General features: G+C 56.4%; 10 protein-coding genes and 1 tRNA gene. 8 read left to right on the top strand and 3 right to left on the bottom strand.

Annotated features, from left to right (window positions below; translation table 11 throughout):
* Positions 1-9: 9 nt before the first annotated feature.
* A complete protein-coding gene (gap, locus tag ACZ1GS_RS07575) occupies positions 10-1014 on the bottom strand; it encodes a type I glyceraldehyde-3-phosphate dehydrogenase (RefSeq protein WP_472697859.1) in 1005 nt (334 codons plus the stop codon).
* A gap of 38 nt (positions 1015-1052) precedes the next feature.
* A complete protein-coding gene (tkt, locus tag ACZ1GS_RS07570; RefSeq protein WP_472697858.1) occupies positions 1053-3020 on the bottom strand; it encodes a transketolase in 1968 nt (655 codons plus the stop codon).
* A 193-nt stretch (positions 3021-3213) separates the two neighbouring features.
* On the opposite strand from tkt, the gene ACZ1GS_RS07565 reads away from it, so the two are divergent.
* From ACZ1GS_RS07565 to ACZ1GS_RS07550, 4 genes are all read left to right on the top strand, one after another.
* Positions 3214-3405, top strand: coding sequence for a hypothetical protein (locus ACZ1GS_RS07565; RefSeq protein WP_472697857.1), 192 nt, complete (start codon positions 3214-3216; stop codon positions 3403-3405).
* Between the two features lie 4 nt (positions 3406-3409).
* Positions 3410-3760 (top strand): cell division protein ZapA, encoded by a 351-nt coding sequence (locus ACZ1GS_RS07560; RefSeq protein ID WP_472697856.1) that lies wholly within the window; start codon positions 3410-3412, stop codon positions 3758-3760.
* A gap of 212 nt (positions 3761-3972) precedes the next feature.
* Positions 3973-4557, top strand: coding sequence for a 5-formyltetrahydrofolate cyclo-ligase (locus ACZ1GS_RS07555; RefSeq protein ID WP_472697855.1), 585 nt, complete (start codon positions 3973-3975; stop codon positions 4555-4557).
* Positions 4554-4853: a DUF2842 domain-containing protein gene (locus ACZ1GS_RS07550; protein ID WP_472697854.1), complete on the top strand. Its 300-nt coding sequence runs from the start codon at positions 4554-4556 to the stop codon at positions 4851-4853. The genes ACZ1GS_RS07555 and ACZ1GS_RS07550 overlap by 4 nt, the downstream gene beginning before the upstream one ends.
* On the opposite strand, the gene ACZ1GS_RS07545 is transcribed toward ACZ1GS_RS07550, so the two are convergent.
* Positions 4832-4908: transfer RNA gene (locus ACZ1GS_RS07545), tRNA-Asp, on the bottom strand. The genes ACZ1GS_RS07550 and ACZ1GS_RS07545 overlap by 22 nt on opposite strands.
* A gap of 432 nt (positions 4909-5340) precedes the next feature.
* Between ACZ1GS_RS07545 and ACZ1GS_RS07540 the strand changes: the two genes are divergently transcribed.
* From ACZ1GS_RS07540 to ACZ1GS_RS07525, 4 genes are all read left to right on the top strand, one after another.
* On the top strand, positions 5341-6297 hold the full coding sequence (locus ACZ1GS_RS07540) for a hypothetical protein (RefSeq protein ID WP_472698091.1): 957 nt from the start codon (positions 5341-5343) through the stop codon (positions 6295-6297).
* Between the two features lie 10 nt (positions 6298-6307).
* Positions 6308-6784 carry a hypothetical protein gene (locus ACZ1GS_RS07535; RefSeq protein WP_472697853.1) on the top strand — a complete coding sequence of 159 codons (477 nt, stop codon included), beginning with the start codon at positions 6308-6310 and terminating at the stop codon, positions 6782-6784.
* A 67-nt stretch (positions 6785-6851) separates the two neighbouring features.
* Positions 6852-7946, top strand: a complete 1095-nt coding sequence (locus ACZ1GS_RS07530) for a hypothetical protein (protein WP_472697852.1) — start codon at positions 6852-6854, stop codon at positions 7944-7946.
* Positions 7947-8062: 116 nt separating this feature from the next.
* Positions 8063-13105: a hypothetical protein gene (locus ACZ1GS_RS07525; protein WP_472697851.1), complete on the top strand. Its 5043-nt coding sequence runs from the start codon at positions 8063-8065 to the stop codon at positions 13103-13105.
* Positions 13106-13123 lie beyond the last annotated feature (18 nt).

Here is a 13123-nt window from a genome sequence, read left to right as displayed (position 1 = left end):
CCTTTCCGCTTAGAGCAAACCGGCCATCACACCTGCGGTGTCGATCATCCGGTTGGAAAAGCCCCATTCATTGTCATACCAGCTGACGACGCGGCCTAGTTTTCCGTCCATCACCGATGTTTCGAGACTGTCGACCGAGGAACTGGCTGGCTGATGATTGAAGTCACTGGAAACCAGCGGTTTGTCTTCAAATACCAGCACGCCCTTCATCGGACCGTCTGCGGCCGCCTTCAGCGCCGCGTTAATCTCTTCGGCCGTAGTATCACGGGTTGGAACAAAGGTCAGATCAACCAGACTAACATTCGGTGTCGGCACACGCACAGACGAACCGTCCAGCTTGCCATTCAGCTCGGGAAGAACCAGACCGACGGCGCGCGCCGCTCCGGTCGTGGTTGGAATCATGTTCACCGCACCCGCGCGTGCCCGCCGCATATCGCTATGCATCTGATCGAGCATCCGTTGATCATTGGTATAGCTGTGGATCGTGGTCATGAAACCGCGTTCGATGCCAACCGTGTCGTTGAGCACCTTGGCCACCGGCGCCAGGCAGTTTGTCGTACAAGATGCATTAGAAACAATGACATCCGATGACGTCAATACGTCATGGTTCACACCAAACACGACCGTCTGATCGACATTTTTGGCCGGGGCCGAGATCAGCACCCGCTTTGCGCCAGCATCGATATGCGGCTGCGATGCCTCTTTCGATTGGAAGAAACCGGTACACTCCAAAACGATATCGACACCCATTTCACCATGGGGCAAATTGCCTGGGTCGCGCTCGGACGTTACGGCGATTTTCTTGCCATTGACCGAGATGCTGTTGTCATCTGCGGTCACTTCTCCCGGAAAACGGCCGTGAACACTGTCATAACCGAACAAAAGCGCATTGGCGTTGGCATCGGCCAGATCGTTGATCGCAACCAGCTCCAGACCACAGTCCGGGCGCTCCAGAATGGCGCGGGCTACCAGACGTCCGATCCGGCCAAATCCGTTAATTGCTACTTTTGTCATATGCTGTTGCTCCTTTGAATATCGAATGGTGGCTGTTTTCAGCCCAGTTTTCCTATGATCTGCGGGGTAATCGCGTCGGCGGTCAGGCCGAAATGTTCAAACAGGTCGTTAATCGGTGCCGAGGCGCCAAAACTATCTATGCCGAAGCGCAAGCCATTCAACCCGGTATACCGCTCCCAGCCAAAAGTCGTGCCGGCCTCGATCGAAACCCGCAATATGTCATCACCACCCAGAAGACCGGTTTTATAGTCTTCCACCTGGGCATCGAACAATTCCGTGCAAGGCATGGAAACGACTTCGGCACCAATGCCCTTGGCCTCCAATTGTGCGGCAACATCTATCGCCAGCGACACTTCGGACCCGGTTGCAATCAAAGTGACCCGTTTCGCAGAGTCCGCTGCCTTCATGGAATAAGCGCCTTTTTCACAAAGGTTTACGCTGACGTCATGGCGTAACGGCGGCAGTCCCTGGCGGGTCAGTGCCAGGGTCGAAGGCCCTTCCGAGCGCTTGATTGCCAAAGCCCAGCATTCAGCGGTTTCGATTGCGTCGGCAGGCCGGAAGACATACATGTTCGGCATCGCCCGGAGACTCTGCACGTGCTCAATTGGTTGGTGGGTTGGCCCATCTTCGCCCAATCCGATACTGTCATGAGTCATGACATAAATTGTCCGGGTGTTTTGGATGGCCGAAAGCCGCATCGCGCCGCGGCAATAGTCGGTGAACACCAGGAATGTCCCGCCATAAGGGATGATTCCACCATGCAGGGCCATGCCGTTCATCGCGGCGGCCATTCCGAACTCCCGAATACCGTAATAAATATACCGTCCCGAATAATCATCCTTGGTCAAGGGCTTAGTGGACGGAGTTTTGGTATTGTTTGAACCGGTCAGATCGGCGCTGCCGCCGACCATTTCGGGCAATGCAGCGGTAATCGCGCCAAGCGCCATTTCCGACGCCTTGCGCGTGGCCACTTTCGGTGGATCCTGCGCAAGCCCGTTGAGATAGTCCTGCATTGCCGACCCATCCGGCAGTGCTCCGGCCATGCGGCGCTCAAATTCAGCCTTTTCGCTATGACTGGCCAGCCGTTCGGCCCAAGCCTCATGGGCCGCAGCACCCTTCTCACCCAGTGCCGCCCAAGCCGCCTGGACCTCATCCGGAACCGTAAACGGCTCATGTTCCCAGCCTAACGCCGCGCGGGTTCCGGCGATTTCTTCGTCGCCCAGCGGGGCGCCATGGGTCGCCGAAGTGCCCTGTTTGCTGGGCGCGCCGTAGCCAATGATGGTTTTGCAAGCGATCAGCGATGGCCGCGGATCCGCCTCCGCTTCGCTCAACGCCTTGCGAATATCGTCAAAATCATGACCGTCACAGGCTACGACATGCCAGCCAGAAGCCCGGTAACGCGCCGGGATATCCTCACTGGTTGACAATTCGGTACCACCGTCAATCGTGATCCCGTTATCGTCCCAGAGCACGTTCAGACGGCCAAGACCGAGATGACCGGCCAATCCTACGGCTTCATGGTTGATTGCCTCCATAAGACAACCGTCGCCGGCGATGACCCATGTCTTGTGATCAACCAGACTATCGTCAAAATGTGCGTTCAAGTGCCGCTCTGCAATCGCCATGCCGACCGCCATCGCAAAACCCTGACCCAGCGGGCCGGTTGTGGCTTCAACGCCAGCCAGTTTGAAATTCTCGGGATGCCCCGCACAAGGCGATGATAACTGCCGGAAATCCTTGATATCCTGCATAGTTGGACGCTCGTAACCGGTCAGATGCAAAAGCGCATAAATCAGCATGGAACCATGGCCTGCGGACAGCACAAACCGGTCACGATCGGCCCATTTGGGCGCCTTGGGGTCGAATTTCAGGAAATCCTTGAACAGCACGGTTGCAGCATCTGCCATACCCATGGGCATGCCGGGATGCCCGCTATTGGCCGCTTGAACCGCATCCATGGACAACGCGCGTATGGCATTTGCCATGGTTTTTTCGGAAACGGTCATAAGTCTTGATCCCCCAGCCATGAGCAATAATGACAACGATGGACTATGACAATCCACCGATTCGTCAATTTGCCACACCCTTTGATAGCCTATGCTCATGCCGTCAAGGCCGCGCTTCACCGATCTTTTGTTTACGCAACGACAATCGCTTGTTATCAATGAAACACAAACACTTATAAGTCGGAACCAAGTTATGGAAAACGAACGTGTGATCTTAGCTATTGGCCGCATTGAACGGGCTCTCAGCCGCGCTCAGTCTGCGATCGAAGAGAATGCCGGCTCCGCAAGCGATCCCGCCTTGGAAAAGCGCCATGCGGCGTTGAAAAGTGAAATGCAGCAAGCGATCCAGACCATTGACGGTATGATAGCCCGGCAGGAGCATTGACAGCGTGGCACAGGTAAAGTTGGAAATTGGCGGCCGATCCTTCATGGTGACCTGCCAGGACGGCGAAGAAGAACATCTCGGCAAACTTGGTGCGTTGGTCGATGGCAAGGCCGGGGAAGCCGGCGATCCTGCGGGATTGACCGAAAGCCGGATGCTGTTGTTTACCTCGCTTTTGCTGGCCGACGAATTGCATGGGCTGAAGCAAAAGGCGGCCAGTGGCGCTGGGACTGTGCCAGCCAGTGAGCAGCCCGCGGGGCAATTGATCGATGAAAAAGCCGTTATTGCGCTCGAAAAACTCGCCGATCGCGCGGAAGCGTTTGCGATGAGCCTTGAGAAGGACGGCAATCACGCCTAGATAGAGCATGACGGGTACTGCCTGGCACGAGCTAGAAACGAAAAATCCCTGAGGCGATATAACATCCAAGGGAGCTGTCCCTGCCCGGATTGCGGACTTTTTGGAAGTCGGGTCCGATGCATATGGCGCCCACCTGACGTAATTGGCGTCAGAGGATTTTCCGGCAAACGACCCTGGTGGTCCCGTCACCCTGCGTCAGGAAAGATCATTAATTGAGTAGTTTATCAGAAAATAAGAAGAAACTACGTGAAGAGTTTCGGAGGCGCCGTGACACCTTTTTTGCGGGCCTGGACGCGCCAACCCGCAATCTGGCCTTTCGGCGTCCGCCTTCTCCGTTGGCGCGTTTGATTGATCGCAGCGCGACAATTGGCTTGTACAGCGCTGTCGCTTCCGAGGCCCCCACTGCGAATCTGATCGATCATTTGATAGATTCCGGTAAAAATGTTGCTTTACCGGTAGTTAAGGGCAAATCGCCGCTGCTGTTTCGGCAGGTCAATACAATGGAAGTGATGGCTGCAGGATATCAAAATATTCCCGAACCAGGCCCAGATTGTCCGGTCGTCACGCCCGATTTGATTATTGCTCCGATGATTGCGTTTGACCGCTCGATGCAGCGCCTGGGTCAAGGAGGCGGCCATTACGATCGTACGTTCGCGGACCATCCCGATGTACCTCGCATTGGCATGGCCTGGTCCGTCCAGGAGGCCGATTCGATCCCAACCGGACCTCATGACGTCACTTTACAGATGATCATTACAGAATCTGAAATAATTCAACAGGTTAACTTGACGTCATGACGACAGATTCCGACCCTTCCGGGCCGTATAATCCGCCCCCTGCCCCTAGTTGGCGCAAACCGTTTGGCATGATCCTGATCCTGGTCATCATTTTGATCTGGAGCGGCATTGTTGTGAGCCTGATCGACTGGATCAGCCTGCTCAACATCTGGATCCAGTTGCCGATTTACATATTCGCAGGCATCGTCTGGATATTTCCAGTCAAACCGTTGCTGTTGTGGATGAATACCGGAAAATTCCGTTCCGGAGCCGCCATTTCCAGTAATCTGGAAAATGGCGCGAGTGACGAGACTTGAACTCGCGACCTCCGGCGTGACAGGCCGGCGCTCTAACCAACTGAGCTACACCCGCTTAAGCGCTCACAAAAGCGGTAGAGCCGCGCAAGTAGTTGAGCTCTGCGCGACTGTCAACAACACTCTTGCACCAACATCAAAATATTTTGCGATCATTCGGAATTTGACCGGTTTTTGGTGCGCGATACGGGTCTGACAAAAACGAAACGCCCGGCACGGCACTTTTCCGAAAATTTACATCTGTTTGTGAATGTTACAAATGGTTACGGTTAACAGGCGGTTAAGCAAAAGTTCCAAAACCGTAAATTTTTGACCACTAAACCCCAGTTTTCTGGGGATTTTTTCGAATGTGACGGCAGAACAATTCTGACGCCATGTTTACGAATTATTGTCCTTTTTTCTCCATAGGAAGGGCATGAAATGTAGAACAATCTCTTTTTCGCGGTCCTTTGTCGCTCGCATTTGTAGCGCGGCACGGACTCCGCTCTTGGTGTCAACTGCCGCCGCTGCTGCGCTCGGCCTGACCGTAGCGCCTGCCCACGCGGCTGGCACGATTGCAGGCACCGATATCGTCAACGTCGCGCAAGCCTCCTATGACGGTCCTAGCGGCACGATTTCCGTCGATTCAAACCCCGTCACCATTACCGTCGACGAATTGCTCGATGTCACGGTCGTATCTGGTGACCCCGGCGATGTGACCACAACACCGAGTGCAACGAGCCAGGTGCTGACCTACCAGGTGACCAATACCGGCAACGGCTCGGAAGGCTTCGCGCTGACCGCGGACACCGCAAAAACCGGTGACGATTTTGATACCACGTTCGAGCAGATTGTGATCGACGATGGCAATGGGGTTTATGATCCGGGAGTCGATACGGTTTACACGTCGGGTTCGAACGATCCCGTGCTGGCGGCAGACGAAAGCATCACAATCTTTGTTCTGTCGACCATCCCTGCCTCCGCCAATGATGCGGAGCGGGCCGAAATCGGACTGACCGCTACCGCGCTCACCGGCAGCGGCACGCCCGGTACGAATTTTGCCGGTCAAGGGGACGGTGGTGGCGACGCTGTTGTCGGATCGACCGGTGCGACCAATGAAGGCAGCGGTTTCTTCGTCGTTCAGGCCGCACAGGTCGCGGTTGTCAAAAGCGCGACAGTTGTTGACCAATTTGGCGGAAATCAGCCAGTTCCCGGCGCTGTGATTACCTATGAACTGGTGGCTACGACATCCGGCACCGGCAATCTTGTCAATCTGGCTGTCACCGACGCGATCCCGACCGATACCACTTATGTTGCCGAAAGCATCACGCTCGAGGGCAGCGGTCAAACCGATAGCGATGCCGATGCCGATGCCGGATCTTTCGACGGCAGCCAAATCAGCGTGGCGCTGGGCACGGTTCCCGGTGGCCAGACCCGCACAATCACCTTCCAAGTCACGATAGATTGAGGATTATTTGATGAAAATCAGTATCTTATCCTATTTGGCCGCTTGTATCGCTGCCGCCCTGCCGGGCGCAGCGCTCGCTGCTAACAATGTCGCACTCTCAAGCGATGTTTTTGTCGAACGAACGGTCGAAAAGCCGGATGGCAAAACCAAAGTGGTCCTGGAACAGCCACAAACGGTTCTGCCTGGCGATAAGCTCGTCTTTGTCGTCAAATATAAGAATGTCGGCACCGCTGCGGCGACCGATTTTTCTGTCACCAACCCGCTCCCCAAAGCGGTTGCATTTGAAGGAACAGCCGACGGCACCGAAATCGTTTCGGTCGATGGCGGCAAGAACTGGGGTCGCTTAGCCACGCTCAAATATACGCGCAAAAATGGCGAGGTTCGCCCTGCCCTGATGAGCGACGTCACTCATATCAAATGGAAATTTAATCGTTCTCTTTCAGTAGGTTCTGAAGGAAAACTTGTCTTTCGCGGCACTGTAAAGTGACGCAAAACCGTATCGGATCGCCGCGGGGGTTAGGCGATCCAAAACTAAGTGAAACAGGAGAACAGTTATGACCAGTAAACTGAAGCTTCTCGTTGCCACAAGTTGCGTAACTGCAGCGATGCTGGGTGCAAATCCCGCTTTCGCAGCAGGAACTACTGCCGGCTCGAGTATAACCAACAATGTTACCGTAAACTACCAGGTCGGCGGCGTCGCACAGACCGCAGAAACCGATTCCGACACGTTCACGGTCGACAGAAAGATCGATCTGACGGTCGCGGCATCGGATACAGCGACAACCAACGTATCACCCGGACAATCCGGCGCTGTCACGACCTTTACGGTCACCAACACATCGAACGATGTGCTGGATTTCAGCCTGTCTGCAGAACAGAGTGCCAATTTCTTCAACGGCACGCCTGGCACCGACCAGTTTGACACGACCGGCGTCCAGATTTTCGTCGAAAGCGGCGTGACACCTGGCTATCAGCCTGGCGAAGACACCGCGACGTTCATCGATGAACTGGCGGCAGATAGCAGCGAAACTGTCTATGTGCTGGCCAATATTCCGGCCGCACAGGTTACCAATGACAAATCCGGTATCATTTTGGTTGCTACAGCCAATGAAGCCGGCACGGCCAGTACGCTGGGCGCTGTTGTAACCGAAACCGCGGGTGCCAATACGGCTGGCGAAGACACGGTCTTTGCCGACAGTGATGGCCCGGGTGCCGAAGGCACGGGCGATGGTTCGCACAGTGCCGGTGATGACTATACGGTTTCGGCCGCGGACATCACGGTTACCAAGGTTAGCAGCGTGTTGTGGGATCCGATCAACGGCAGCACCAATCCGAAAGCCATTCCCGGCGCGGTTGTGGAATATTGTATCTCTGTTGCGAATGGCTCGGGCTCTGCTCCGGCAACCAATGTGGCAATTTCGGATGATATTTCCGCATTGAACCTGACCTTCTACAGCACCGCTCCAGTCAGTGGTCCGGCAACCATCCCAACCGCCAATGGCGTGATATCCGCCACGGCCTGTGATGGTAGCGGCACCAACGGCGATGCCTCCGGCCTGGGTGAATCCAGCGGCGTAGTCAGCGGCAATCTGGGTACGGTTTCGGCCGGTTCTACCGAGACTTTGCTGTTCCGGGTAACGGTCAACTAAAAGACTAGGAATTGGCGGCCAGCCGGGCATTTCCGGCTGGTCGCCCTTCCCTTTTCTACATGCGGTGGTTAACCAATCTTATTAAGCCAGTCAGCCTGGCGCTTGCTGCAGGGGCGATGATCGCGCCTGCCTCTATGGTACCCGCCCATGCCCAGGGCTTGCCCCTGATCAGCAATATCGCCGAGGCTGAATGGGACGTTGGCGACCAACGCCTGCAATCGCCTTCCAACCGTGTCGATATTCAGGTCGTGCCACCCCCAGATGTGCCGCCCCAAATTACCATTTATCACTTTGATGATCCGCCTGGCGCGGAACAGCTTCCCCTGCCGGGAACCATCTGCAGAGGCTCCGGGGGCAATGTCCCCGTCGAGCTCGTGGGTGTTTTCTCCGGTGTCAGTACCAGCCCGGCTTCCATCATGGAAACCCAGTTTATTCGCGCTGGTGAGCCCCTTATCGTTTCTGTCCTTGCCCCAAACAAGAACAGCAGCGCCGTCGCTATTGATAGCTTCGATGTTGTTCTCACAACGCCTTCTGGCGATCGTGAAACGATCAACATCGTGGAAACCGAGGTCAATAGCGGCCGTTTCGTTGGAATGATCAATACGGCAGCGATTCCGCCATCGCCGGTACAGGGCGATTGCGTTCTGTCCGTGCGTCCCGGTGATCAGCTCGACATCAGTATTGATGAAGTCAGCGGCAATACACTCGGAACAGTAGAAATCGGGATCCTGATTGATCCCTTTGGCGAAACCTTTGACAGTGGCGACGGCGCAGCCGTTTCCGGCACGCGCGTGACATTGATTGATGTCGCCACCGGCCAGCCTGCAGATGTTTTCGGTGACGACGGTGTATCCGTGTTCCCCAGCACGGTCATTTCGGGCGGATCCGTGACCGACAGCGGCGGCAATGTCTATGATTTCCCAGAGGGCTTCTACCGGTTTCCCTTTGCCCGGCCCGGCCAATATCGCCTGCTGATCGAACCTCCGGCGCCCTATACTGCGCCGTCCGAGGCCACTCCGGCAGAATTGGCCGGCTTCAGGCGAACCGACGGGCTTCCCTTCACAATTGTGGATGGATCCTATGGTGGTATCATCGTCCTCGATGATCCCGCGCCGGTGCGGGTAGACGTCCCGCTGGATCGCCCTGGTGTCCCGTTGGTGATCACCAAAACGGCTTCCACCGCTGTTGCGGTTCCCGGGGATGCGGTACAATATCGGGTCACCGTCGAGAATACCGATCCCGCGCGGACCACCGGCGCTGTTTCCGTGGAGGATCAGCTGCCGCGCGCCATGCGTCTGCGCGTCGATACCGTGCGCTACAATGGCGCGCTGGTGACGCCAGTGGTTGAACCCAATGGTCAGAATTTTACCGTCACCGTGCCTTCGCTGGCCCCAGCTGCCAGCGGACTATTGACCTATTTGGCTGAAATCCGGCCTGATGCTCAACCCGGTGATGCTACAAACCTCGCCCAGGCACGCGACAATCGCGGAGCGGTCAGTCCGCCGACCGACGCCACCGTCCGTATCGAACGTGACGGGATTTCGGAACGTTTCACGATTATCGGACGCATTACTGAAGGCGGCTGCACCATTGATCCCCGCACAGCGTCGGGAATCGGCGGCGTACGGGTCATGCTGCAAGACGGCACCTATACGGTTACCGACCCGGATGGCCGCTATCATTTTGAAGGTGTTCGGCCCGGATTGCACGTTGTACAGGTCGATCCCTCAACCTTCCCGGCAGATCAGGCACCGATCGACTGCGCCCTGAATACGCGATCGGCCGGCAGCGCAATTTCACGCTTTGTCGAAGGCCGCGGTGGCGCGCTGAAACGTGCAGATTTCCGTGCCAAAAAGGTTGCAGCACGTGAAATACCGGTTGTACCAAGCTATCAGAAACCCGAAATTCTGTCCGATCCGGAAGCCGCAGGCGCGGAACGCGATTGGGTTGCTGGCGAGACCCCTGGCATTGGCTGGTTGTTCCCGGCCGAAGACTATAATCCGCGCGTCAAAGCGTTGCGGGTGGCGATCAAGCATCAGCCCGGGCAGAGCGTCGAATTGACGGTGAACGGCGCCAAAGTGGACGGTTTGTCCTTTGATGGCACCAAGAAAAGCGCTGACGGGAAGGTCCGGGTCAGCATCTGGCGCGGTCTGGAGATAGAAACGCGGAAAAACGTCCTCAAAGCGCGTATTCTCGATAAAAACGGCAATCTGGTCGAAGAATTGCGTCGCGAAGTGCACTATTCGGCAAGTCCACTCAACGCGGAATTGCTCAAGGAAAAATCCGTGCTGGTCGCTGATGGCGTCACACGACCGGTCATTGCGGTTCGCTTGACCGATCGCGACGGCAAACCCGCGCATCATGGCCTGGTTGGCGATTTCAGCGTCCCTGCGCCTTACACACCGGCCGTGGAAGTCGATGCCCAGCAAGCCAACCAACTGTCCGGACTGGAGCGCGGGGCGCCCGTATGGCGCGTTGAGGGCGACGAGGGCATTGCCTATATCGAATTGACCCCAACCACCGCTTCCGGCTCTGTCAGCATCACCTTCCCGTTCCAGGACGGCGAAGTATCGCGCGAGCAGCGGATCGAAACCTGGCTGGATCCTGGCGATCGTCCTTGGACCGTCGTTGGTTTTGCCGCAGGAACAGTGGGCTTCAACACACTTGATGAGCGGCTTGAGGACCTGGTCGAAGATGACGACAATATCAATGTTGATGGCCGCGTCGCCCTCTACGCCAAAGGCCGGATCACCGGTAAGTGGTTGATGACGCTGGCCTATGACAGCGACAAGCAGGAAGATGAAACCCGGTTCCAGGGAATTATCGATCCACGGCGCTACTATACGGTTTACGCCGATCGTTCCGAGCAACGCTATGATGCCGCCTCGGTCCGTCGCCTCTATCTCAAGCTCGAGCGGCCGCAATTCTATGCGCTGTTCGGCGATTATGAGACCGGTATCGACGAGCCAGAACTGGCGCGATATCAGCGCGCGTTTAACGGCATCAAGGCCGAATATCGCAACGAACAGGTCCACGCGACGGCCTTTGGCGCGGATACGCCCAACCGCTTCCGGCGCGAGGAAATTCAGGGCAATGGCCTGTCCGGCCCCTATCCACTGGCGGCGCGAGACATTCTTGCCAATAGCGAACGGATTACGATCGAAACCCGGGATCGCCTGCGGTCAGATCGCATCGTCGAACGGCGCGAACTGTCCCGGCATATCGACTATGATATCGACTATCTGGCCGGCACCTTGCGGTTCCGCGAGCCGATCTTGAGCCGTAGCAGTGGACTGGATCCGCAATTCATCATTGCTGAATATGAAGTTCTCGGCGTTGCCGGACGGGATCTCAACGCTGGCGGCCGCCTGACCTACCAGTCGGCGGATCAGAAGTTCAAAATTGGCGCCACCGCGATCCACGACGAAAATGAAGCTGTGAAAACCGACCTGCTGGGTGTGGATGTTCGTTATCGCCCGAGCTTGAAGACCGAGTTTCGCGCGGAACTGGCGGCGACCGATAATCAAGCCAAGATTGCCGGCGCGCTTGACGGTACCGAAAGCGCAGGGGATTCCGCGACCGCTTGGCTCGTCGAAGCCGAACATCACGGTTCGAAATTCGATGTGCTGGCCTATGTTCGTCAGCAATCGGGCGGCTTTGGCCTCGGACAGCTCAACAGCGCCGAAAGCGGAACCCGGAAATTCGGGATTGATGCGCGCGTCCGGATCACCGATCGCTTGTCGCTCGCGGCTTCCGGTTATCAGGAAAATTTCCTGACCGTTGGTGCCCGCCGGCGTTCCGCCAATGCTGAGATCGAATATCGGTCCGAGAAAACCGCGTTGCGGGCGGGCATTGTCCACGCCGAAGACCGGTTGTCCGATGGAACGGTGAATCGCTCGACGCTCGCCCGCCTCGGAGCGACACAAAGTTTCTTCGACGGCAAGCTGGAACTGGATGCACAAACCGAATTTGCGCTGGGTGGCCAGGATGAAAGCATCGATTTTCCTGCGCGGCACAGCGTAACGGCCCGCTATTCTATCACCAAGGACATCAAGCTGGTCGGAACCTATGAAATTGCTGATGGCGAAAATATCGATGCCCGCACCGCGCGCATCGGGGTTGATGTCGCCCCCTGGGAAGGCGGCCGCGTCGTGGCGAGTGCCAACCAGCAAGAAATTACCGAGTTCGGGCCACGTACCTTTGCGGCTTATGGTCTGACACAGACCATTCCCCTGGATGAAAAGTGGACTGTCGATTTCTCGCTTGATGGCAATGAAACACTCGGCGGCTTTGATCGCGGGGATGTTGTCAACGAAGAACAGCCGGTTGCATCGGGTGGTTTCCTTGGCTCTGATGGAGCCTTGACTGAAGATTTCATCGCGGTCACGGCCGGTGCCACCTATCGCAACGATGACTGGAGCTGGGTTTCACGCGCCGAGTATCGCGACGGTGATCTGACCGAACGCTACGGCTTTACCTCAGCGGTTCTGAAACAGATCGGCGAAGGCAATGCGATCGGCGCTCTGGGCAGCATTTTCCATGCCGAAGATCAAACCGGCACCAGCACACAGGTGGTCGAAGCCGAAGCCAGCTGGGCTTATCGCCCTGCTGACAGCCGATGGTCGTGGCTGGAGAAACTGGAATTTCGCGAAGACAAGGTTCGCAATGCGACGGCTGGCGAATCCGGCCCGATTGGCGGCGCACCGCTGCTGGTCAGTGGCAACGTCACTTCTCGTAGAATTATCAATAGTTTAAGCGTCAATTACACGCCGATTGACGCGGATGATGGCCTGTTCACCGAAGCGGGAGAATATAGTTTCTTTTGGGGAAGCCGCTATGTTTTCGACAAATTTGGTGAAGATGACATCGAAGGCTGGAGCAATGTGATCGGCGCGGACGTCAAATTTGATCTGTCCGACACGATTGACATTGGCGGCCAGGCGACTGCGCGCATAGGCACGGATTTCGATACGATTGCCTATAGCGGGGGACCGAGCATCGGGATCACACCGTTTAAAAACGGCTATATCTCGCTCGGCTATAATGTGGTGGGTTTCGAAGACCGCGACTTTGAAGAAAGTCGCTATACCAGAGATGGGCCCTTTATCACCTTCCGCTTGAAGTTTGACCAGCAAACGCTCGGGAATTTGGGGTTCTAGAGCAGGAGCTGTGACATA

It is taken from the genome of Parasphingorhabdus sp. W113 (assembly GCF_055693205.1).
The sequence above is the reverse complement of the archived record's forward strand: the minus strand, read 5'-3'. Positions and strand labels throughout refer to the sequence as shown.